We start from the raw sequence: 22457 nt of genomic DNA, 5'->3' as shown, positions 1-22457 counted from the left end.
ATCCAGCATGAGTGATAGCAAACGCCAGTACGGCCAGGAGATCAAAGGGCATCTGCTCACCGGCATCTCCTGGATGATCCCGCTGATCGTTGCCGCCGGGATCTGTATCGCGCTCGGCCAGGTGATCGGCGGGCCGGATGTCGGCAAACAGACCGGTAGCCTCGCCTGGATGCTCAATCAGATTGGCGGCTGGGGCATGGGCTTGATCGTGCCGCTGATCAGCGCAGCGATCGCCTACTCGATCGCCGATCGTCCCGGTTTTGCGCCCGGCCTGATCGTCGGCTTTATCTGCGGACAGATCGGCACCGGTTTTATCGGCGGCATTCTCGGTGGCTTCCTCGTGGGTTACACGGTGCTGCTGCTGCGCCGCACCATCAGGTTGCCGAAATCGATGCAGGGCTTAATGCCGATTATGGTGCTGCCGGTGCTCAGCACCATCATTGCCGGGCTGTTGATGATGACCTTTATCGGCCAGCCGATTGTCTGGCTGCAAAAGGCACTGATTGCGCTGCTGGAATCGATGCAGGGCGGCTCGAAGTTTATGATGGGCGCGATTCTTGGCGCGATGGCCACCTTCGACTTCGGTGGACCGGTGAATAAAACCATGTCGCTGTTCGCCGACGGCATGCTGGTTGACGGCATCTACGGGCCGGAAGCGGTGAAGTTTGTCGGCTCGATGATTCCGCCGTTCGGCATCACGCTGTCGTATCTGCTGAGTCGCAACAAATACACCAAAGCGGAAAAAGAGGCGCTGAAAGCCGCCTTCCCGATGGGCATCTGCATGATTACCGAAGGGGTGATTCCGATTGCGGCGCGCGACCTGTTCCGCGTGGTTGGCAGCTGCGTGGTGGCCTCCGCCCTCGCCGGCGGGCTGATTATGGTGTGGGGCGTGGGCGCACCGGTGCCGCACGGCGGGATGTTTGTGGTGCCGCTGTTCACCAAACCCTGGCTGTTCTGCTTAGCGCTCGGCATCGGTACCACGGTGTGCGGCGTGATGCTGGCGGTGCTGAAAAAACCGGTCACCCAAGCAGATGAAGAGTTCGATGACGTGGAAGCCCCAGGCGTCCGCGATGAAGAGATCAAATTCACTCTGGAATAAGGAGCCACCATGTTTGCCATGATGAATGACCTGATTCAGGCCGCTGCCCAACAGCGCTACGCGGTGCTGGCGATTAACTGCTTCAACCTTGAAACCGCGCGAGCCGCCATTCAGGCCGCCGAACAGCAGCGCGCCCCGCTGATCCTCAATGTTTATCAGGGGCATAGCGCGCACTTTCCGCCAGCGATCGCAGTGCCGTTAGTCCAAGCGCTGGCCGATACCGCCCGCGTGCCAGTGGCGCTGGCACTCGATCACGGCAAAGCGTTTCCGCTGATTGGTCAGGCGTTTCGCGCCGGTTTTACCGGCTTGATGATTGATGCCTCATCGGAGCCACTCGCTGAGAACATTCGCCAGACCGCCGCGGTGGTAAAGATGGCGCACACCGCCGGCGTTTGCGTGGAAGGCGAGTTAGGGCATATCGCCGATGCGCCCACCTACGCGCTGGCGGATGCTTCGGTAAAGATGACGCAGGTGGCGGATGTGCTGCCGTTTATCGAGCAGACCGATATCGATCTGCTGGCGATTTCGGTCGGCACGGCGCACGGGCTTTATCCGGCGGGCGTAAAGCCAAAAATTGATTTCCAGCGCTTGCAGGAGCTGCAGGCGGTTTCCACCCGACCGCTGGCGCTGCATGGCGGTTCAGGCACGCCGGCCGAAGATATTCGCCGCGTGAGCGAGTTTGGCGTCGCCAAGATTAACGTCGGCGCGGCGGTGTTTGATGCCGGGAAAATGGCAGTTGAACAGGCGCTGAAACAGCACCCCCACGCGGAGCTCGCCGATCTCCTTGCGCTGATGGAGTCCGCCTGCCGCGAAGTGGTGGTTGAGTATCTGAGCTGGTCGGGCTCGGCGGGCAAGGTTTAGCAACGGCGCTGGCTGGCGGTCGCCATTAATGGCGACCCAACATTGTACGGTGCGCATTTAGGCGCACCCGGTTTTAAAAATCACCTTATCACTCTCCATCATCGGGTCGGCGCGCGCGTCGGCTCCGGTAAACATCACGCTGAGGAAAAATTAACATGTTGATTTCAATGAAAGAGATGTTGGCACCGACTCGTGAACACCGTTATGCGATTGGCGCTTTTAATGTGGCGGACAGCTGCTTTATCCGTGCGGTAGTGGAAGAAGCCGAAGCCACAAACACGCCCGCGATAATTTCCATCCACCCGAGCGAGCTGGAGTTTGTCACCGATGCGTTCTTTGGCTATGTGCGTGAACGCACGCTAAAAAGCAAAGTGCCGTTTACCCTCCACCTCGATCATGGCGCGTCTATCGCCCAAGTGTTGCGCGCCATTCAGTGCGGTTTTACTTCGGTGATGATCGATGGTTCGCTGCTGCCCTATGAAGAGAACGTGGCGCTGACCAAAGAGGTGGTGAAGCTAGCGCACGCGGTGGGGGTGTCGGTGGAAGGTGAACTCGGCACCATCGGCGATACCGGTACTTCTGTGGAAGGCGGCGTGAGTAAAGTGATCTACACCGAACCGGCGCAGGCGGAGGATTTTGTGCAGCGCACCGGCGTGGATACGCTGGCGGTGGCGATTGGTACCGCGCACGGCATCTATCCCAAAAATATGAAGCCGGAACTGCAGATGCATATTCTGCGAGACATTTCACAGCGCGTAACCATTCCGCTGGTGCTGCATGGCGGTTCAGCCAATCCGGATGCGGAGATCGCTGAAGCGGTGACGCTTGGGGTGGGTAAAATCAATATTTCCAGCGATATGAAATTTGCCTATTTCGATAAGCTTCGTGAAATTCTGGCGCGTGAGACCTGGTGGGATCCGAACGTGATTTATCCGGATGCGATTACTGCCGCGAAAGCGGTGATTCGCTACAAAATGAATCTGTTTGGTGGATTGGGTAAGGCGAGTTTGTACTGATCATTATGCTACCTTGCGCAATAAATTGCGCCGCTACAGTAAGTGCACGTATTGAGGCTTGTGCCCAAACAGTGCACAAAACCGTAGCGGCGCGATTTATCGCGCATTTTTTTTACTTAATCACCCCTAACCACTGTCCGGCAATCTGTGCATATTCGCCGGTGGCGGTGCTGAGATGCAGCCACTGATCGACATACAGCTTCCAGCTCATATCATCGCGCGGGATCATGTACGCCTTCTCGCCGTACTGCATCGGCTTCTCCGGATTGATCGCGCACAGCGTTGGATAGTGCTTTTGCTGTAACAGCGCTTCAGACGCATCGGTGATCATCACATCGGCTTTGTTATCCACCAGCTGCTGAAAAATGCCGACGTTATCGGCCAGTTGCAGCGTCGCCTGCGGCAGATGGCTGTGGACGAAGGCTTCATTGGTGCCGCCGGCCGGTTCAATGACTCGCACGCTGGCCTGGTTGATTTGTTCAACCGTTTGATATTTCGCTTTGTCATCGCAGCGCACCAAAGGGATTTTGCCATCCACGCCGAGCGGTTGGGCAAACCAGGCAATCTGCTGGCGTTTGAGCGTAACCGAGACGCCGCCCAAGGCGATATCACACTGCTTCGCCACAAAATCATCACTCAGGGTTTTCCAGGTGGTCGGCACCCATTGCACTTTTGCGCCAAGGCTGGCGGCCAGCGATTGCGCCATGCTGATATCCAGCCCTTCATATTGGCCATCGCTGCGCAGATAGCTGTAAGGTTTGTAATCGCCGGTGGTACAGACTTTTAAGGTTTTGCTGGCACGGATTTCATCAAGGTGGGATTGCGCCTGAGCAGCGCCCGTCACCAGAAGTAATGCACTCAGTATCGCGGTTTTCATGGCTTCTTCTTTTTCGAGTTGATGTTGGTTTGCGCGCAGATTGTTTCATAAGCGGGCGCATTATTGCTGTATTCGCAAAAGTGTTGTGATCAATCACGCATTTTTCTCTCTCCCGCACGCGCGTAGAGTGGGCGCCATCAACGAGAAACGGAGCGAAACATGAGCAATATTTTAATTATCGATGGCGGAAAAACTTTTGCCCATTCGAAAGGCGAGCTGAATCATACGTTAACCGACGTGGCGGCCAGTCAGCTGCGCGACCTGGGACATCAGGTACAAGTCACCCTTGCCGATAGCGATTACAACGTGACTGAAGAAGTGCAGAAATATCTCGACAGCGATGTGGTGATTTATCAGATGCCTGGCTGGTGGATGGGCGAACCGTGGACGGTGAAAAAGTACATCGATGACGTCTTCACCGAAGGTCACGGTTCACTGTATGCCAGCGATGGCCGCACGCGCAGCGATGCCGGTAAAAAGTACGGTTCGGGCGGCTTGATTCAGGGTAAAAAATATATGCTGTCCTTGACCTGGAACGCACCGCTGGAAGCGTTTAACGATCCAGAGCAGTTCTTTGAAGGCGTCGGCGTGGATGGTTTGTATCTGCACTTCCATAAAGCTAACCAGTTCCTCGGAATGGAAGCTCTGCCGACCTTTATATGTAACGATGTGATTAAGATGCCGGACGTGCCGCGCGATATTGAGCGTTATCGGACTCATCTCAGCCAGATCTTTGCTTAACTGTAAGCACCCAGGGAAAAGAGGAAGCACTATGTTAACCGTCGTCGCAGAGATTTGTGTGAAGCCAGGCCGCCGTCAGGTGGTGCTGGATGCTATTAATAAACTGATTCCAACCGTGCTGGAAGAGGATGGCTGCCATCAATACAATGCGCTGGTGGATCATCAAGCGCAGGTGCCGTGGAAACAGAATTCGCCAGACTCGATTTTTATGCTGGAGTTGTGGGAATCGCTGCGCCATCTGGAGCAGCATCAGCAAATGCCGCATATGGATGCGCATCGCGAAATCATTAAAGATGAAGTGGTTGATGTGAAAATTCTGGTGCTGGAAGACGCAAAGAAATAGGTCAGTGGTTCATTTTTTGTATCCGCATCAAGCATAAAAAAACCCCAATCTTTCGATTGGGGTTTTTGTTTAGCAGTTAATCAGAGATTAGTGCTGCTGCTCCTGGATCAGGTTGTGCTGTACCAGCACTTCCGCATCACCACCGTTATTCTGGTAAACGTCATACTCAACGCCTGCCACGGTTACGGTGCCGTTCGCCTGGCTCCAGTTATTCACATCTTCACCTTTCGGCAGGATGTCTTCCAGCGTCACTTCCTTACCGGCTTTCTCAGATACCACCAGCTGCGTTTTGCCGTTGTCGATGAACAGTGAATCATTGCTGTTAGCAATAATGTCGTTCAGTGACATGTGCATCAGATCTTCTTCTTCCAGTTCATTGATGCTAGCTGGAACAGGGCTTGGCCTTTTTGGCGGAGTGATATCGACTTTAACCTTAAAGTCTGCGTCAATCGCCAACTCGTTACCCGCTTTATCAAAGAAGCTTGCGGTAAAGTGGTACCAAGCCTCAGGCAGTTCCTCCGTATCCAGCCTCCACACCCCGTTCTCTACCGTGGTACTGCCGATGATGTTGGTACGTTCCTGATCACCATAAACGATTACCAGGTCGCCATCGGTACCGGTACCGCGCATGATCAAGGTCTGGTCATTGACTTCACCAGGTCCAGCCGTCGCATCCCTTTCTACAGGCAGCTTAGTATCTGGATCTAATTTATTGTCAGCATGAACGCTGTCAAAGGTGCCTGAGGTCGGTATTGAGGTATCGACAATGAAATCAGCTACATCAACGATTTCGCCACGTTTACCTGAGCCACTCACTGGCTGCACTTTGATGCTATGCTCAGTTTCTGCAAGCTGTGGCAGCTCAAATGACCACTCACCATTCTCAACGATGACACTGCCGATTTCATCTTCACCATCGTAAATGATGACCTTGGTGCCATCCTGACCTTTACCCGTCAGAACAGGCTTGTCATCGTCGGTCTCAGTGCCATTTTCAATCCGACCGGTAATCAAGCCGACGTTATCGGTCAGGACCAGATCGGTTAATGCGCCTGGCTCTTTGGTATCGATAATCAACTGAATCGGATCCGATTTATCAGATTCATTACCCACTGGATCGGTGATAACTACGATAACTTCGTAATCACCATCAGGGATTGGCTCTTCTGGACGAATGGTCCATTCGCCACCTTCACCGACGATGGTCGTACCAATTACCGTATCGTTACCGTTTTCATCGCGAATGATGATTTTTACGATATCGTCTTTGTCAGCATCCTCACCACCAAACTCGGGACGGCTATCATCAATCGGTTCACCCGGAGCAACAATCTGACCTGAGTTGTCACCTTCGTGATCGATGATGGTCGGTTCAGAAGGTTTCTCTGGTGGTGTGGTATCAACCACGATAGTCACCGGATCAGAGTCGCCGGAGCTCTTGCCCGTATTTGGGTCTTCAACGCGAACCACTAACTTGTGCTCAGAGTCGTCAAGCTTATCAGCCTCAGGGATTTCAAACTCCCACTTGCCGTTTTCAACGACCGTTGAGCCAATAGGTTTGCCGTTGTCAGAGATAATGATGATTTCACCATCATTACCTTTACCACGCAGAACCGGTGTTGCATCGCCAGTGGTGTCACCGTCGTTAATGACGACATCCTCTGGACCGTTATTGGCAATAACTTCGTCAATTTGTGTCGGTGGCAGCATTTTTGAATCAACTACCAGCTGGAAATTATCGGAGCCAGCTGACTCGGTACCGCCTTTCGACACCGCATCAATACGCAGGTTGTGGGTACCGTCGTCCTGGTCTGGCAGGACGATTTCCCACCGGCCTTGCTGGTCAACGATGGTGCTGGCAATGAGTTTATCGCCTTCCCAGATACGCACTGTGGATCCCGCCGTGCCTGCGCCCGACATAATCGGCGTTTTATCATCAGTGGCCTTACCGGATTCCACCAGTCCTACAGTTCCCTCATCATCCCAAACCTTTTCCACTTTCGGCACAACCGGTGTAGAGGTATCTAACTTGATAACGAAGTTATCGGATTTAGGACTTGTGCGCCCGTGGCGATCTTTATACTCCGCAGTAAATGCATGCGTGTCACCAACCAGTTCTGGCGTGGTGAAGGTCCAGCGGCCATCTGCGCCTACGGTCATAGAACCGATGGGAGCACTTGAGTTGATATCGTAGATAAAGACTGTCGAGCCTGGCGCAGCCACGCCGCTGATGGTTGGGGTTGTGTCATTGGTGTAGTGACCTGATGTCAGCCAATCCGTTGCCCCGTTGTCATCAATCACGCGCATGATTTGCGGTTTTTCCGGTAAAGAGCTATCGATCACAAAGATCTGTTGCAGCGGCTCACCCCAGTTATCGCCCAGATCGCAGTAGCGCACCTGATAGACATAAGTGCCATCCGGCAGCTCCGGGAATCCGTTGAAACTCCAGTCGCCGTTGGCGTCAGCATAGAAAGTGTGAGCATAATCACCAATAGCGACCTGCACCTTAACGAATCCTTCGCCGGTGTTATCTCCAAGTTCCAATTTGCCACTGCTGAGATAGGTGCGTGGTGTGGTAAGGGAATCTTTGCTCTCCTCAAAAGTGCCCACTCCAGCAGTCTCGTTTGCGACTTCAGAGGCTTCAGCCACTCCCTTTTCGGCAAAGACCACAGCGCCACCGCTGATCGTCATATTGAATGGGGTTGACTTGACGCTGGTATTGGTAGCCGCATCCTGCGAAGTGACGGTCAGGATATGGTCGCCATCGCCCAGTTCAGGAGTGATGGTCCATGCACCCATTTTGTCTGCACGCGCTTCGCCAATCGGCGTGGTGCCGTCTTTATCATAGAGATAAACCATGGATTCCGGCTCAGCCACACCCGAGATGACAGGTTTACGTTCATCACTGGTTTGGCCCGGCGTCAGGTTACCCATATCGCTACCGGTATTGTCCACAACACGCCAAATCTCAGGCGCTGCAGGTGGGGTGTTGTCAATGTTTAAAATGTACAGCAAAGGGTCGCCATCGTTACCGCCGGCATCAAAGGTTCGCACCTGAATAACGTGTTCACCTTCCGCCCATTTACCACTTTCCCATACTGACGTTGGATCATAGCTCCATTTACCATCGGCGCCCAGCTCAATGGTCTTGGAGTAACCATCAATGACGATTTCAGCCGTGCCATAGGGCTCGCCTGTTAACTGATCTTCCCATTTGTAAGCGGTGTTTTTAGTATTAATAATAATCGCTGGATATTCCAGTTCTGGATCTTCGTTAATAATATTTTTCGCCATGATTATATTCCTTTCAATGTGTGGTTATCGGACTCCGGATATCCCTCCGGAACGAAATAATTTTCTCCTGGTTAGCGTAATTCGTTACACAGGACATGTCTCAAATCCCGAACGCTAATAATTTCACAACCAGAAGGTTAGATTTAAAATAAATGGCCTCCAAATAATATCGGAAGGCCTTTGGTTAATAATAAGAAAATTACAGGAGTGTTATTTATTTTCCACACTGATAATAACGCGACGCTCACTTGCATAGCAGGCTACCAGCTCTTTACGTGTGCCCTGACACTGTTTAGATACCTGGCTTTCTCCCATACTTTGAGAAGAAATATTGGCACTGGACAGGCCATTATTGACCAGTAATTTCTTAATCGCATCAGCACGACGCTGGCCCAATTTCATGTTGCTCTCTTCATCACCAATAGGATCGGTGAAACCAGATACAACGATATGCGCCTGCATGTTGGATTGCTGCTTCAGCATGGCAGTAAATTGTTGAATAGCCCTGCGGCCTTCATCGGAAATATCATCACTGTTGGCGCTAGCAAATTTAAACAGCAGGTCTGATGAAAATGTATAGTTATCATAAGACTGTGTTGTGCCTTGCTGACAAGCAACAACCGATGAAGCACGTGACAACAAATGCGTTTGCTGGCGGGTACCAACCAATTGCTGCTGCGCGTCTGTGGTACTGGTCACTAATGGACGACCCGATCCATCCAGGCTAGCGCGAATATAGTAGGTTTTTCCGGCTGCCAGATTATCGCGCCACGGTTGCTGCTGCTTGCCCTGATACGATGGCGCATCATTGGTAAAGCTTCCCAGTGAATGCACGCCTGGGCTTAAACAGAAAGTACTGTATCCACCGGCAAGCAATGAAGTCTGGAATTCACCATCCACATAAATATTTGCCGGTGAATTACCCATAGCATCTGCTGGACGATAATAAACAATCCGTACTTGATCAGCCGCTGCGGCAGGCATTGAACGCCAGGTCTGACCAAAATTATTTTGTGCTTGCACATTGCATACTGTCATTACGGACAATGAAGCAAATGCAGCCAATATCATCATAGATTTATTTTTCATAATAACTCCGGAAAACAGGTATCAAAAGATACCTGTTTCTCTTTATCTCAATAATTAGTCGTGTGATATCTGATCAAGGAGCTCATTCATTTGATGAGCACTATTATTCGCTGAACTATTCGCAGCCAATACACCCGAGTCACTATTTCCGCTGGCATCAGCGCTGAACGAAATATCATTTAGCAACATTGCTTTCAAATCATGAAGTAGAACACTCTCTTCCTGCTGATCGCTAAACAGAGAATGACCTTGATCTGACAGCAAATCGGATAAGCCTAATTCATCAAAATCGACCCCATCAATTTTAGGGATTGGTCGCGGCGGCGGCGTAATATCGATTTCAAAATCAAAAACAGGTGTTTTTGCGGTTACGACACCATCAGCATCCTTGAAAGCGGCCTCAAGCTTGTACTTATCTTCAGCCAGTTCCGGGAAGGTAAAACTCCATTTACCATCAGCACCTATAGTCGTGGAGTAGTAGGTGTGGCCTTTAGAACCGGTAACCCACAGATAAACGGTATCCCCTGCAACTCCCTTACCTTCGATAATTGGCGTGGTGTCATTAGAGATATGATTACCTACCAAGAATTTCGTGCCTCCTGGATTATTATCTTTGAACAGGGCCTCAATGCTACCGGTTACGGGCACGTTCGGATCGGGGATCACTTCACCCGGATTTACAGGGCCTTCCGGATCTTTAATATCGATAATGACTTTATCCGACAGCTCAGATTCGTTACCGGCGGGATCCTTTACGATAATCTGGAATTCATGCTCGCCGTTATCAATAGGTTTTTCGGGTGTGAAAGTCCATGAGCCGTCATCGCCAACAATGGTGCTACCAATTGGCTTGCCGTTATCGATGATGGTGATGATTTCACCCTTCTCACCTTCACCGCCAAAGGTAGGCGTTCTGTCTTCCGTTTCGTTGCCATTTTCGATGGGCTTACCATCGTCATCGCTGATTTTACCGATGCCTTTATTTTCTGGCGCTGTGGTATCAATCTCAACAATATACGGGTCCGATGGTCGGCCTTTATTACCTACTTCATCAACCACCACAGCGCTGAAATCATGCTTGCCTTCGGATAACTCCGGGCTGATAAATTTCCAGTTACCTTCACTGTCGGTTTTCGCCGTACCTACTAACTTGCCATCTTTCCAGATTTCGACGGTAGAGCCCTTTTCAGCCTTGCCAGACAAAACGGGCGTTTTGTCATTGGTCACGCCACCATTGCTAATCTCTTTCGCTGGATTAGCGCTATCATCGAGCATCTTATCGATGGTGCCGTGATTGGGTGCGGTCAGATCAACGATAAATTTCCACGCTTCGCTTTTCTCACTTACCACGCCCTTTTCATTACGTTCACGCGTAGTGATGCTGTGCTCGCCGGCGCCCAGCGCCGTGCCTGGCGTAAATGACCAGGTGCCGTCTGCACCGACGGTCGTTTCGCCAATTTTCTTCTCGCCATCCCAAATCTCGATGACATTACCTTTAGAACCCGTACCGTTAAGCGTTGGAGTCACATCATCCGTTCTGCCACCTTTGGCGATTGGACCTGTGATGCTGCCTACGTCATCGAATAGCCCTTTCACGACCGGAACATGTACGTCTCTGCCGCCGCTACCGCCGCCGCCTTGTCCGTTATCACCGCCGCCATTACCGCTGTTACCGCCGTTATTGCTGTCCTGATACTGCTCTTTCGCCGCCACATAGCCAAGGCCAGCCGCCGCCGCAATGGCTGCTAAGCCACCCAGCGCAATCAGCGCAGGTGACCATTCAAAGCCGGAGGCCAGATCAAAGCCGCCTGCGGTATCAACATAAGCTCCTTCGCCTAAGGCCAGCGAGCTGGTTTCGCCATCAGCCAACGCGGCAGCATCATGATCGGAATCGCCATCGGTAGCGACGTACTCATGCATTTCGCCATCTTCGGCTTTACCGACCAGTGCGCCAGATTTGGCAAAAAAGTCTTCGATAATCAGATCGGGATCGTTAGCGTCAGAGCCTTCCAGCATCACTAACAGATTCTTTCCTACGCGCTTGACGGTAATGTTTTCTGGCGCAACACCGTCATTATTTTGAGTCAGCAAATATTTGCCATTAGTAATGGCCTGGACTTTTGCCGCCTTGCCATCTTTGCCGGTACGTAATACTTCGGCCTTAGTTATTGTTTTTTTATCAATAACAGCAACACTCACGGGCGAAACGTTCATGGTTAATCCCTTCCGTACATTAAATTTTGATTGCTCGATTGCGGACAAGCGCAGCAATCTCCCTGGCTTAACCCACGGATGTGGGCTCAAAGTGAGCGTCATAATCCGGAAAGAGAGATTTCCGAGACATAAGAAACGTCCCGTTAAGAAATAAATAATTCCAAACGTTGCCCAAAAACGGATTAACTCATTAACTAATTGAATTAATGGTTATTTAATGAAAATACCGGAGAATAAATATGGTGAGGGATGAGTCAGGAAGAGGACTAAAGCAGATGGTTTTCCTGAATTTTTTCACGTAAAAAATCCAGAAAACAGGTAATGCGGGAGGTGAGGGATTGGTTGCGGTAATACACAGCGTGGATGGGTAAGCGCAGTTCGCGAGTGTCATCGGGTAGAACCTGCACCAGGCGGCCACTGACACGATCTTCGCGGCTGACAAAATCAGATAAGCGCACAATGCCTTGTCCGGCTAACGCCAGCTGGCGCAGCGTCTCGCCACTGGAAGCTGACAGCGTGGGTTTGATGCGCAAAAACTCACCTTCACGCTGCCACACCGGCCAGACGTTATGGGCATCAAGTTGACTGAAACCCAGCAGTTGATGATTTGCCAGCGCCGCAACATCTTCAGGGACACCAAACTTTTCCAGATAGCCGGGACTGGCTAATAGGCGGATGGCGCTGCTGCCGAGCACACGCGCACGTAGGGTTGAATCTCGCAGTTCGCCGATGCGGATGGCGATGTCGGTTTGCTGTTCCAGTAGATCGATCACAATGTCATCCGTGTTCAGTTCCAGCTGAATCTGCGGATAGCGCTGGCGGAACTCCGCTACCAGCGGAACAATCACGTGCAGCGTGAAAGGCGTATTAGCGTTGACGCGCAGCCGTCCTGAAGGAATATCCCGACGCTGGGCGATGTGCTCTTCTGCCTGCTCAACGGAAGCCAGAATCTGCCGCGCATGGTCGAGAAAAATCAGCCCTTCTTCGGTGAGCGCCAGACGTCTGGTGGTGCGATGCATGAGCGTGGTTTGCAGCTTGCCTTCCAGACGACTCAACGCACGGCTGATACCGGAGCTGGTTTGCTCTAACTGTTCCGCTGCCGCCGTGATCGAACCGGTATCTACCACCGCCACCCATGCGCGTAACTCTTCCAGCGTGATTTTCACTCTTCCATCTCCCTGAGAACAAGACCTGTCTTAGCGCCTGAGCAGCAACTTTTGCCGTAGATTACGCCACTTTCACCAGCGGCAGGATAACATAATGCGCCATAAACCTCGGATGAGTAACGAGCTACGTCAGCAGCAGGCAGTAACTCAGCTGCTGCAGCAAGGACGACAGGATGAAGCCTGGCGCAAGATCCGTGCGCACCTGACGCTGGTACCTTACGATAGCTGGTTTCTGCATGAGGCCGCACGTCTGGCGCGACGCAACGGTGAACTGGAGCTGGCGCAGCGCTACTATCAGCGCGCGTTAAAAGTGACGCCGCAGGATGCCGGATTACTGAATGGCTTAGGTTTAACCCACTATGACGCTGGGCGTTTCTCTGAAGGAGAATCCTGTTACCAGGCTGCGCTTAAGGCACATACCCATTACGCTGCCTGTCACAATAACTACGCCATTCTGCTGCATAAACAGCATCGTTATCACGCCGCACTCGCACAATATCGCCTGGCGCTACATATCAAGCCGGATTATACCGAAGCCCGCTACGGCATGAGCACTTTGCTCGCGCATATGGGCCAGCTGCCGGAAGCCGAAAGTCTGATGCAGCAGGTGCTGCGTGAACGACGCAGCGATCGCCGCTGCCGTAATGCGCTTGGCATGGTGCAGCTGCAACAGGGCAATTTTTCCGCCGGCTGGCGCAATTATCAGGCTCGTTACGCTTTAGATAATCCCGATCGTTTCTTTTCCTTACCTACGCTGCCGTTTCCTTACTGGCAGGGCGAAGATCTGCGCGGTAAAACGCTGCTGGTGCGCACCGAGCAAGGACTGGGAGATGAGATTCAGTTCTGTCGTTTTCTCTCACGGGTGAAAACGGAAAAGCAGGCTGACAAGGTGCTTATGCTGGGCAGTAACGCCCTCAAACCTTTGATGGCGACGCTAGCACATGTTGATGGTTATCTGGTTCGGGAAGATAAACAGCATTCACTGCCCAAAGTCGATTATTGGTGCTCGCTGTTAGATCTGCCGCAGCATTTCCTCGACTCGCCACAGCCTTTTGGCGCCGAACATCCCTATTTGTTCAGCTCAACTGAGCAGCAGGAACAGTGGCCGATTGCAGGAACTGGCAAAAAAATCGGTGTCGTGTGGAAAGGATCGAGCGGACATAAAAATGATAGCCAGCGCTCGCTTGCACACCTGTCACAACTTGCGCCGTTGTTTGATCTGCCGAATACGCATTGGATTAGCCTGCAAAAAGGCGCGGGCGAGGAGGAGGTTATTGATTTCCCGCAGGTGCAACCTTATGGCGCCCGCTTCTCCAATTATCAGGATACCGCTGCGGTCATTTCACAGCTGGATCTGGTCATTGGGGTGGATACCTCGGTGATTCATCTGGCGGGTGCGCTGGGCAAACCTTGCTGGGTATTGCTACCGGCATGGGCACGTGACTGGCGCTGGTTGGCGGGTCGCGAGGATTCACCGTGGTACCCGCAGATGCGACTGTTTGCGCGTGGGCAGGATGAAGAGTGGAGCGACGTGATCGCACGCGTAAAACACGCGTTGCAGCCATGAAAAAGGGACGCCTTGGCGTCCCTGATTTTTACACTTCGAGGTCGGCTAAGTCGCCTTTCTCTTGCAGCCAGTTGCGGCGATCTTCCGAACGTTTCTTCGCCAGCAGCATATCCATCACACGCAGCGTTTGATCGACATCCTCGTCACTGACCGTGAGCTGGACCAGACGACGCGTATTGGGATCGAGCGTGGTTTCGCGTAGCTGCAGCGGGTTCATCTCACCCAAACCTTTAAAGCGCTGCACATTAGGCTTACCTTTCTTGCGCTTGAGCTGATCCAGAACGCCCTCTTTCTCATCTTCATCCAGCGCGTAATAGACTTCTTTGCCGAGATCGATGCGGTAGAGTGGCGGCATCGCTACGTAGACATGGCCGTGCTGCACCAGCGAGCGGAAATGCTTCACAAACAGCGCGCAGAGCAAGGTGGCAATGTGCAGACCATCGGAATCCGCATCCGCCAGAATACAGATCTTGCCATAACGCAGCTGACTCAAATCTTCGCTATCAGGATCGATACCGATCGCCACTGAAATATCATGCACTTCCTGCGAGGCCAGCACTTCGTCTGAAGAGACCTCCCAGGTATTGAGGATCTTACCCTTGAGCGGCATGATCGCCTGATATTCGCGATCGCGCGCCTGCTTGGCCGATCCGCCTGCAGAATCCCCTTCGACGAGGAACAGTTCAGTTTTGTTCAGATCCTGCGCGGTACAGTCAGCCAGCTTGCCAGGCAATGCCGGCCCGCTGGTGAGCTTTTTACGCACCACTTTCTTGGCGGCACGCATACGACGCTGGGCGCTAGAGATCGCCAGCTCGGCCAGCATTTCAGCAGCCTGCACATTCTGGTTCAGCCACAGGCTGAAGGCATCTTTTACTACGGCTGAGACGAACGCCGCACACTGACGTGATGACAAGCGCTCTTTGGTCTGACCGGCAAATTGTGGATCCTGCATCTTCACCGACAGCACGTACGCACAGCGATCCCAGATATCTTCCGCCGAGAGCTTCACGCCACGCGGCAGAATGTTGCGGAATTCACAGAACTCGCGCATTGCATCCAGCAATCCCTGACGCAGGCCGTTGACGTGCGTGCCGCCTTGCATGGTCGGGATCAGGTTGACGTAGCTTTCCGTCAGCAGTTCACCGCCTTCCGGCAGCCACAGCAGCGCCCAGTCCACCGCTTCAACGTCACCGGCAAAGCTGCCAACGAAGGGTTTTTCTGGCAGCGTCGGCAAGCCGTCGATGGCTTCGCAGAGATAATCTGTCAGGCCATCCTGATACATCCACGTCTGTTCGGTGTCGTTGACCTTGTCTTTAAAGACAATTTCTACACCCGGGCAGAGTACTGCTTTCGCTTTTAACAGGTGTGATAAACGAGAAACCGAAAAACGCGGACTATCAAAGAAGCTTTCATCCGGCCAGAAGTGCACGCTGGTGCCGGTGTTACGCTTTCCGACGGTGCCGGTAACGGTAAGATCCTGCACTTTATCGCCGTTTTCAAAGGCGATCTGATAAATTTCGCCGTTACGGCGTACGGTCACTTCTACGCGCTTTGATAAGGCATTCACCACCGAGATCCCCACGCCGTGCAAGCCGCCCGAGAACTGATAGTTTTTGTTGGAGAATTTACCACCCGCATGCAGGCGACAAAGAATCAGCTCAACCGCAGGCACGCCCTCTTCGGGATGGATATCCACCGGCATGCCACGACCGTCATCAATAACTTCCAGCGACTGATCGGCGTGAAGAATCACTTCCACGCGTTTGGCGTGACCGGCCAGCGCCTCATCGACGCTGTTATCGATCACTTCCTGGCCCAAATGGTTTGGGCGCGTGGTATCGGTGTACATCCCCGGACGACGACGCACCGGTTCAAGGCCGGTCAGGACCTCAATGGCATCGGCATTATAGCTTGATTGGCTCATCGTATATGTCTGATTGGCAATAGGAAAATGGCCCCATCTCACAGCGTTACTGAGGATTTAACCCCAGGAAATCAACTATTTGTGCGAAATGGCGTTCGAATCCGATATAGGCATGATTGCCGCCCTCTTCAACCGTCTGGCGGCATGCGCTGTAATACTCCAGCGCCTGGCGATAGTCGAGTATTTCATCGCCGGTTTGTTGCAGCAGCCAAAGTAAATCGGGCGCTTCGAGAGGGTCAATCTGCATCACTTTCAGATCGTAAATGTGGCGAGACTCTAACACATATTGCTGGCCGGTGTAGGGATTACGATTTTCTCCCAGGTAATCCACCAGCAGCTCAAACGGCCGCACGGCGGGATTCACCACCACCGCCGGCAGCATAAAACATTGCGACAGCCAGGTGGCAAAATAGCCACCGAGCGACGATCCCACCAGACCAAGGGGTTCACCCGCATATTGCATTACCAACTCTTCCAGCATACTGGCGGCTTCAGCCGGGAAGGTCGGTAATTGTGGCACCATGACATGAATATGCGGATGCTGTTCGCTAAGCCATTGCTGCAGCTGCGTGGCTTTCGCCGATTGCGGAGAACTGTTGAAGCCGTGCAGATAAATCAGTGCCGCCATGGCTTAGTAGCCCTCGGAATCAAGATCGGGACGGAACATGTCGCTTTGCAGGCGGTTCACTTCGGTTTCCAGCGTGCCGTCAGGCTGCAGGGTAAACCAGCGCCAGCCGGGGGCGAGCGTATCAATAGTGAAGTTAGTGCAATGGGGTTTGAACTGCACGCAGGTGGAAGGTGAAGCCATGACGCGGCGCCCATGCCAGTCGAGATCGAGTTCCTGATGGATATGGCCACACACCAGATTTCGTGCGCGCGGGAAGTGTTGCAATACCGCTTCCAGCTGATGGGGATTGCGCAAGCTGTGCTGATCCAGCCAGGTACAACCCGACGCCAGCGGATGATGATGCAGCAGCACCAAAGTATGGCGCTCCGGATATTTGCGCAGCGCGGTATCCAGCCATTCCAGCTGATATTCACTTAACATGCCGTGCGGCACGCCGAACACCTGGCTATCCAGCAATACTAACTGCCAGTGATCGCCTAAAAGAACGTGCTTGTCCGACTTAATGCCCGCATCGGCCAGCGTATCAACCATCGCCGGTTGAAAATCATGATTACCCGGTAGCCAGACGCAAGGCTTTGGCAGACGCGAAATGCCCGCTACAAAGTGCTGGTAGGCTTCAACGGTATGATCCTGAGCGAGATCGCCAGTGGCGATAATCAGATCGTAATGCTGCTGTTGTGCCTCAATGGCATCCAGCACTGCAGCAAAACTCGACCAGGTGTTCACCCCAAGCAGCGATTGATGTTTTCCTGCAAAAAGATGGGTATCCGTGATTTGTAAAATCCTGATACCAGACCCATCTACCGCAGGAAGAGTTAGCAGGCTATCCAAAGCGTTTCCTTAATCTCCACGCCATTGTTGCGTTTCACGCTATCAGCAGACCGGTACAGCCACAGCGCCGTGCGCTAAGCAGTAACGCAACCAATCCGCAAGGAATTGGTTAATCTGATGTTTTTCATCGCGCTGATGCAATTTTTTATTAGGATAATCATAGCGCGCTTTAAATCGGTAGATCTGTTTAGTGGAACACACTTCAGCGACCATCGCATCATGGTAGAGCCGCACCGACATAGAAGGCAGGCTCCAGTAGCTCACCGCGGGTGCCACCTGACGCACTTCAACCAGCGTGGTGTAACGCGTTGATTCTTCGATGGTGAGCTGATAGCTGGCGCCATTCACCTGATAGATCACCGATGCACCTGCCTCGTCATTGCGCGGCAGCAGGCGACGCAGCTGGGCGAAATTGGTTTCGCACAGACGCATCATTTCGGGAAAGTCAGGGGTATAGCGCTGTTTCATTTTAGCTTCCACTCTTGTCGTAGTTTTTCATGGTGCAACGCCAGCCATTGCAGGGCGATGACAGATGCTGCGTTATCAATAATCCCCTCTTCCACCCAGCGGTAAGCCTGTTCGCGGCTTACTACATGGACAAGAATATCCTCATTCTCTTCCTCCAGCCCGTGATTTCCCTCTGCCAGGCTGGCATCCACTTCGCCCACCAGCACCGACAAACGTTCAGACGTTCCGCCTGGGCTGGCTAAGTAATTCACTATCGGTTTTACACGGCCAACCTTGAGGCCAGCTTCTTCTACTGCCTCACGCCGAGCGACATCTTCCGGCGTTTCGCCGGGCTCGATAATCCCAGCCACCATTTCCAGCAGCCAGGGCGTTGGGCTGGAATCAAAAGCCGGGATGCGGATCTGTTCGATCAGCACCACTTCGTCACGTAAGGGATCATAGGGTAGCAGCACGGCGGCGTGTCCGCGCTCAAAAACTTCGCGCACCACTTCACCGCTCATTTCGCCATTAAAACGACGGTGGCGGAAACGGTAGCTGACAATGGAAAAAAAACCATCGTAACGCGTTTCGCGTGCAATAATTTCTACATCGTTTTTTGTGAAAGTCACAGGGGATTTTTTTTCACTCATCATCGTCTGATTCCTTATGCAGATTGGGATGGAGCAAAGAAAAGCCAAGTATACCGCTCCGTCCGAGTGGTTCTTTTTGAATTATTTACGTAAATTAGGGGAAGAAGGCACGTTCAGCCAACTTATCTCTGACGCCGCCTCTGTAGAATCGGCGATTATTTTTTTGGCTTACCTGCAGCACTACCCGTGCATTTTGCTGCAACAAAAGGAATGCAAATGAAAAAACTGCTCCCACTTTTTATTGGACTGAGCCTGGGCGGATTCAGCCTTGCCAGCCAGGCAGAAAACCTGTTGCAGGTCTACCAGCAGGCGCGCCTTAGCAACCCCGATCTGCGTGCTTCCGCCGCTGACCGCGACGCTGCATTTGAGAAAATCAATGAAGCGCGTAGTCCTTTATTGCCGCAGTTAGGCTTGGGCGCAGATTACACTTATAACAACGGTTACCGTGACAGCAGCGGACTTCATTCCAACACGACCAGCGCATCTCTGCAATTAACTCAAACTATTTTCGATATGTCGAAATGGCGTGCGCTGTCGCTGCAGGAAAAACAAGCCGGTATTCAAGACGTCACTTATCAGGTTGCCCAGCAAGACCTGATTCTGAACAGCGCAACTGCCTATTTCAACGTGTTGAAGGCAATCGATACGCTTTCTTACACCGAAGCACAGAAACAGTCGATCTACCGCGAATTGGATCAAACCACTCAGCGCTTCAACGTAGGTTTGGTGGCAATCACTGACGTGCAAAACGCCCGTGCGCAATATGACACCGTGCTGGCTAATGAAGTCACCGCGCGTAACAATCTTGATAACGCCGTGGAATCTCTGCGCCAGATTACCGGCATGGATTATCTGTCGCTGGCTTCACTGAATATCGATCGTTTCAAAACCGCACGTCCGGACGCCGTTGCCAACCTGTTGAAAGAGTCAGAAAGCCGCAACCTGACTTTGCTGTCAGCGCGTCTGAGCCAGGACCTGGCACGTGAGCAGATTCGCTCCGCAGAAACCGGCCATATGCCGACGCTGGATTTGACCGCTTCAACCGGTATGTCCAACAGTAAATACGGCGGTAGCCGCGCTAACCAGAGCGCAGGCAGCACTGATTCAATCACCGGTTCAAACCAGGTTGGTCTGAGCTTCACCATGCCACTGTACAGCGGTGGCTCGGTCACCTCTCAGGTGAAACAGGCGCAGTACAACTATGTCGCTGCCAGCGAACAACTGGAAGGCGCACACCGTAGCGCTGTGCAGACTGTACGTTCGTCATTCAACAACGTGAATGCGTCGATCAGCAGCATTGATGCTTATAAGCAGGCTGTCGTGTCTGCGCAAAGCTCATTAGATGCGATGGAAGCTGGCTATCAGGTTGGTACCCGTACCATCGTTGATGTGCTGGATGCGACCACTACGCTGTTTAATGCCAAGCAGCAGCTTTCAGATGCACGTTACAGCTATCTGATTAACCAGCTGAATATTAAATATGCGCTGGGTACGCTGAACGAGCAGGACCTGCAGCAGCTGAACAGCACGCTGGGCAAAGAGATAACCACGACGCCAGAAGTGGTAGCGCCGGAGAATAATCAGCAAGCCGCGCGTGTGGATAACGGTCCTAAGGCGTCATCGCCTTCAGCCGCCGCACAAGCCCGTCCAGCTGCCGCGCGCAGCAGCGGAAATCCATTCGGTAATTAATTCCCTAAGGGGCCGCATGCGGCCCCTTTCGCATTCATTCGTATAGCTTCGTAAAGATCCTTTCCCCATCTGGCTTCGCGCTTCATTTTCCACCGCTCATCCCCTATCCTAAACCCACCTTTGGGCACAGGATGAAAATAATGAAACGGACGAAAAATATTCGCCATGCTGCTTTTCGTAAAAGCTGGCAGGCACGCCACTTAACGCCGGTCGCATTTGCCGTTAGCGCAGTGTTTATGCTGGCAGGCTGCGAGCAGAGTGATGAAACGGTATCGCTGTATCAAAACGCCGATGATTGTGCAAAAGCCAACCCAAGCCAGAGCGCGCAATGTACCACTGCGTATAACAACGCTCTGAAAGAAGCCGAACGCACGGCGCCAAAATATAAGACACGCGAAGATTGTGTTGCTGAGTTTGGCGAAAATCAGTGTCAGCAAACACCTGCGCAAGCAGGCGTGGGTACCACCGCTAACAATGCAGAAGCGCAGCAGAGCGGTAGCTTCTGGATGCCGCTGATGGCCGGTTACATGATGGGCCGAATGATGAGTGGCGGTGCAGGCTTTGCTCAGCAGCCGCTCTTCTCACCGAAAAATCCAAACAGCCCGGCAAACGGTAAATTTGTTGATGCGGCGGGAAAAAATTACGGCAATGCTACCTCGGGCCGCACCATGAACGTGCCGAAAACGGCAATGGCGCCTAAACCGGCGACCACTTCCACCATTACTCGCGGTGGCTTTGGTGACAGCGTGGCAAAACAAAACACCATGCAGCGCAGCAGTGCCTCCGGCACGGGCAGCCGCTCGCTGGGAGGCTAAGTCGTAGCATGCAACGTATTGCCATCCCCGAACGCCCCAACTGGCGTGAAAAAGCAGCCGAGTACGGTTTTCAGTTTCATACCATGTATGGCGAGCCTTACTGGTGTGAAGATGCTTACTATCAGTTCACGCTTGCTCAGGTTGAACAGCTGGAAGAGACCACCGCCGAACTGCATCAGATGTGTTTGCAAGTGGTAGAAAAAGTGGTGAACAGCGATGCGCTGCTCACGCGTTTCTGCATTCCTAAGCACACATGGGATTTCGTGCGTGACTCGTGGAAGCTGCGCCAACCTTCGCTCTATTCGCGCCTTGATCTCGCCTGGGATGGTAAGGGTGACGCTAAGCTATTGGAAAATAACGCCGATACGCCAACCTCACTCTACGAAGCGGCATTCTTTCAATGGATCTGGCTGGAAGATCAAATCCAGGCGGGCAATCTGCCGCAGGGCAGCGATCAGTTCAATAGCCTGCAAGAAAAACTGATTGAGCGCTTCGCCACGCTACATCAGCAGCATGGTTTCAACTGGCTGCACTTCTCCTGCTGCCGCGATACCGATGAAGATCGCGCGACAGTGCAATATTTGCAAGACTGCGCGACTGAAGCCGGTATGCCGAGTGAATTTCTCTTTATTGATGAGATAGGCTTGGGTGAAAGAGGCCAGTTTACTGATGTAAACGATCAGGTCATCAGTAATCTGTTTAAGCTCTATCCGTGGGAATTCATGCTTCGCGAGGTGTTCTCTACCAAGCTAGCAGATGCGGGCGTACGTTGGCTTGAACCCGCGTGGAAAAGCATTATTTCCAATAAAGCCCTGTTACCGCTGCTGTGGGAGATGTTTCCTAATCATCCCAACCTGCTGCCAGCCTATTTCGCCGATGATGAAAATGCCCCGCAGATGGACAAGTATGTGGTGAAACCGCTGTTTTCGCGCGAAGGCGCCAATATTCGCATTATTGAAAACGGGCAGGAAATCGCGCGTGCCGATGGGCCATATGGCGAAGAAGGCATGATTATCCAGCAGTTCTACCCGTTACCTAAATTTGGTGATAGCTACACCTTGATTGGTAGCTGGCTAATTGACGATCAGCCTGCCGGCATCGGTTTGCGAGAAGATCGCGCATTGATCACTCAGGATCTCTCCCGTTTCTATCCACACACCTTTATCGATTAAAGGCTGCGCCGCCCGCGATTATCGGGCGGCTGCG

General features: G+C 52.6%; 19 protein-coding genes. 9 read left to right on the top strand and 10 right to left on the bottom strand.

Features of this window, described 5'->3' with window-relative positions:
• The first annotated feature begins 7 nt into the window (after nucleotides 1–7).
• From PMI17_RS13385 to PMI17_RS13375, 3 genes are all read left to right on the top strand, one after another.
• Complete coding sequence (locus PMI17_RS13385; protein WP_009127715.1) at nucleotides 8–1099, top strand: PTS fructose transporter subunit IIC; 1092 nt, start codon at nucleotides 8–10, stop codon at nucleotides 1097–1099.
• A gap of 9 nt (nucleotides 1100–1108) precedes the next feature.
• A complete protein-coding gene (locus PMI17_RS13380) occupies nucleotides 1109–1960 on the top strand; it encodes a class II fructose-bisphosphate aldolase (RefSeq protein WP_009127713.1) in 852 nt (283 codons plus the stop codon).
• A gap of 155 nt (nucleotides 1961–2115) precedes the next feature.
• Nucleotides 2116–2976, top strand: coding sequence for a ketose-bisphosphate aldolase (locus PMI17_RS13375; RefSeq protein ID WP_009127711.1), 861 nt, complete (start codon nucleotides 2116–2118; stop codon nucleotides 2974–2976).
• A gap of 112 nt (nucleotides 2977–3088) precedes the next feature.
• Here the strand turns inward: PMI17_RS13375 and PMI17_RS13370 are convergent, their stop codons facing one another.
• Nucleotides 3089–3853: a transporter substrate-binding domain-containing protein gene (locus tag PMI17_RS13370; protein ID WP_009127709.1), complete on the bottom strand. Its 765-nt coding sequence runs from the start codon at nucleotides 3851–3853 to the stop codon at nucleotides 3089–3091.
• Between the two features lie 159 nt (nucleotides 3854–4012).
• On the opposite strand from PMI17_RS13370, the gene PMI17_RS13365 reads away from it, so the two are divergent.
• Both PMI17_RS13365 and PMI17_RS13360 read left to right on the top strand, forming a co-directional pair.
• Entirely contained in the window at nucleotides 4013–4594 is a 582-nt protein-coding gene (locus PMI17_RS13365) for an NAD(P)H-dependent oxidoreductase (RefSeq protein ID WP_009127707.1), read from the top strand.
• Nucleotides 4595–4625: 31 nt separating this feature from the next.
• A complete protein-coding gene (locus PMI17_RS13360) occupies nucleotides 4626–4937 on the top strand; it encodes a putative quinol monooxygenase (RefSeq protein ID WP_009127705.1) in 312 nt (103 codons plus the stop codon).
• Nucleotides 4938–5024: 87 nt separating this feature from the next.
• Here PMI17_RS13360 and PMI17_RS13355 read toward each other — a convergent pair whose 3' ends face one another.
• The 4 genes from PMI17_RS13355 to PMI17_RS13340 all read right to left on the bottom strand — a co-directional run bounded on the left by PMI17_RS13355 (nucleotide 5025) and on the right by PMI17_RS13340 (nucleotide 12700).
• Nucleotides 5025–8231 carry an Ig-like domain-containing protein gene (locus PMI17_RS13355; RefSeq protein WP_009127703.1) on the bottom strand — a complete coding sequence of 1069 codons (3207 nt, stop codon included), beginning with the start codon at nucleotides 8229–8231 and terminating at the stop codon, nucleotides 5025–5027.
• A gap of 210 nt (nucleotides 8232–8441) precedes the next feature.
• The gene (locus PMI17_RS13350; protein WP_009127701.1) at nucleotides 8442–9320 is read right to left on the bottom strand and encodes an OmpA family protein; all 879 of its coding nucleotides are present in this window, start codon (nucleotides 9318–9320) and stop codon (nucleotides 8442–8444) included.
• Between the two features lie 54 nt (nucleotides 9321–9374).
• A complete protein-coding gene (locus PMI17_RS13345; RefSeq protein WP_009127699.1) occupies nucleotides 9375–11534 on the bottom strand; it encodes an Ig-like domain-containing protein in 2160 nt (719 codons plus the stop codon).
• A gap of 266 nt (nucleotides 11535–11800) precedes the next feature.
• Complete coding sequence (locus PMI17_RS13340; RefSeq protein WP_009127695.1) at nucleotides 11801–12700, bottom strand: LysR substrate-binding domain-containing protein; 900 nt, start codon at nucleotides 12698–12700, stop codon at nucleotides 11801–11803.
• 94 nt (nucleotides 12701–12794) lie between these two features.
• On the opposite strand from PMI17_RS13340, the gene PMI17_RS13335 reads away from it, so the two are divergent.
• A complete protein-coding gene (locus PMI17_RS13335) occupies nucleotides 12795–14267 on the top strand; it encodes a tetratricopeptide repeat protein (protein WP_009127693.1) in 1473 nt (490 codons plus the stop codon).
• A gap of 28 nt (nucleotides 14268–14295) precedes the next feature.
• Here PMI17_RS13335 and parE read toward each other — a convergent pair whose 3' ends face one another.
• The 5 genes from parE to nudF are packed head-to-tail and all read right to left on the bottom strand — an operon-like array spanning nucleotide 14296 to nucleotide 18750.
• A complete protein-coding gene (gene parE / locus PMI17_RS13330; RefSeq protein WP_009127691.1) occupies nucleotides 14296–16191 on the bottom strand; it encodes a DNA topoisomerase IV subunit B in 1896 nt (631 codons plus the stop codon).
• Nucleotides 16192–16237: 46 nt separating this feature from the next.
• Nucleotides 16238–16819, bottom strand: coding sequence for an esterase YqiA (yqiA, locus tag PMI17_RS13325; RefSeq protein ID WP_009127689.1), 582 nt, complete (start codon nucleotides 16817–16819; stop codon nucleotides 16238–16240).
• 3 nt (nucleotides 16820–16822) lie between these two features.
• Nucleotides 16823–17650: a 3',5'-cyclic-AMP phosphodiesterase gene (cpdA, locus tag PMI17_RS13320; RefSeq protein WP_009127687.1), complete on the bottom strand. Its 828-nt coding sequence runs from the start codon at nucleotides 17648–17650 to the stop codon at nucleotides 16823–16825.
• Between the two features lie 42 nt (nucleotides 17651–17692).
• A complete protein-coding gene (locus tag PMI17_RS13315) occupies nucleotides 17693–18118 on the bottom strand; it encodes a DUF1249 family protein (protein WP_008103400.1) in 426 nt (141 codons plus the stop codon).
• The gene (gene nudF, locus PMI17_RS13310) at nucleotides 18115–18750 is read right to left on the bottom strand and encodes an ADP-ribose diphosphatase (protein WP_009127684.1); all 636 of its coding nucleotides are present in this window, start codon (nucleotides 18748–18750) and stop codon (nucleotides 18115–18117) included. The genes PMI17_RS13315 and nudF overlap by 4 nt, the downstream gene beginning before the upstream one ends.
• A 213-nt stretch (nucleotides 18751–18963) precedes the next feature.
• Here nudF and tolC point away from each other — a divergent pair, with 213 nt between their 5' ends.
• The 3 genes from tolC to PMI17_RS13290 all read left to right on the top strand — a co-directional run bounded on the left by tolC (nucleotide 18964) and on the right by PMI17_RS13290 (nucleotide 22423).
• Nucleotides 18964–20436 carry an outer membrane channel protein TolC gene (gene tolC / locus PMI17_RS13300; protein WP_009127681.1) on the top strand — a complete coding sequence of 491 codons (1473 nt, stop codon included), beginning with the start codon at nucleotides 18964–18966 and terminating at the stop codon, nucleotides 20434–20436.
• Nucleotides 20437–20576: 140 nt separating this feature from the next.
• Nucleotides 20577–21251 (top strand): DUF1190 family protein, encoded by a 675-nt coding sequence (locus PMI17_RS13295; RefSeq protein WP_009127679.1) that lies wholly within the window; start codon nucleotides 20577–20579, stop codon nucleotides 21249–21251.
• An 8-nt stretch (nucleotides 21252–21259) separates the two neighbouring features.
• Nucleotides 21260–22423, top strand: a complete 1164-nt coding sequence (locus PMI17_RS13290; RefSeq protein ID WP_009127677.1) for a glutathionylspermidine synthase family protein — start codon at nucleotides 21260–21262, stop codon at nucleotides 22421–22423.
• Nucleotides 22424–22457: the final 34 nt, after the last annotated feature.

This window comes from Pantoea sp. GM01, assembly GCF_000282675.1.
Classification (GTDB): domain Bacteria; phylum Pseudomonadota; class Gammaproteobacteria; order Enterobacterales; family Enterobacteriaceae; genus Pantoea; species Pantoea nemavictus.
This window is presented reverse-complemented; position numbering and strand designations above follow the sequence as displayed.

Excerpts from the sequence above, each read along its gene's own strand:
- PMI17_RS13385 (WP_009127715.1), top strand. The coding sequence starts at position 8 with ATGAGTGATAGCAAACGCCAGTACGGCCAGGAGATCAAAGGGCATCTG.
- PMI17_RS13380 (WP_009127713.1), top strand. The coding sequence starts at position 1,109 with ATGTTTGCCATGATGAATGACCTGATTCAGGCCGCTGCCCAACAGCGC.
- PMI17_RS13375 (WP_009127711.1), top strand. The coding sequence starts at position 2,116 with ATGTTGATTTCAATGAAAGAGATGTTGGCACCGACTCGTGAACACCGT.
- PMI17_RS13370 (WP_009127709.1), bottom strand. The coding sequence starts at position 3,853 with ATGAAAACCGCGATACTGAGTGCATTACTTCTGGTGACGGGCGCTGCT.
- PMI17_RS13365 (WP_009127707.1), top strand. The coding sequence starts at position 4,013 with ATGAGCAATATTTTAATTATCGATGGCGGAAAAACTTTTGCCCATTCG.
- PMI17_RS13360 (WP_009127705.1), top strand. The coding sequence starts at position 4,626 with ATGTTAACCGTCGTCGCAGAGATTTGTGTGAAGCCAGGCCGCCGTCAG.
- PMI17_RS13355 (WP_009127703.1), bottom strand. The coding sequence starts at position 8,231 with ATGGCGAAAAATATTATTAACGAAGATCCAGAACTGGAATATCCAGCG.
- PMI17_RS13350 (WP_009127701.1), bottom strand. The coding sequence starts at position 9,320 with ATGAAAAATAAATCTATGATGATATTGGCTGCATTTGCTTCATTGTCC.
- PMI17_RS13345 (WP_009127699.1), bottom strand. The coding sequence starts at position 11,534 with ATGAACGTTTCGCCCGTGAGTGTTGCTGTTATTGATAAAAAAACAATA.
- PMI17_RS13335 (WP_009127693.1), top strand. The coding sequence starts at position 12,795 with ATGCGCCATAAACCTCGGATGAGTAACGAGCTACGTCAGCAGCAGGCA.
- parE (WP_009127691.1), bottom strand. The coding sequence starts at position 16,191 with ATGAGCCAATCAAGCTATAATGCCGATGCCATTGAGGTCCTGACCGGC.
- yqiA (WP_009127689.1), bottom strand. The coding sequence starts at position 16,819 with ATGGCGGCACTGATTTATCTGCACGGCTTCAACAGTTCTCCGCAATCG.
- PMI17_RS13315 (WP_008103400.1), bottom strand. The coding sequence starts at position 18,118 with ATGAAACAGCGCTATACCCCTGACTTTCCCGAAATGATGCGTCTGTGC.
- nudF (WP_009127684.1), bottom strand. The coding sequence starts at position 18,750 with ATGATGAGTGAAAAAAAATCCCCTGTGACTTTCACAAAAAACGATGTA.
- tolC (WP_009127681.1), top strand. The coding sequence starts at position 18,964 with ATGAAAAAACTGCTCCCACTTTTTATTGGACTGAGCCTGGGCGGATTC.
- PMI17_RS13295 (WP_009127679.1), top strand. The coding sequence starts at position 20,577 with ATGAAACGGACGAAAAATATTCGCCATGCTGCTTTTCGTAAAAGCTGG.
- PMI17_RS13290 (WP_009127677.1), top strand. The coding sequence starts at position 21,260 with ATGCAACGTATTGCCATCCCCGAACGCCCCAACTGGCGTGAAAAAGCA.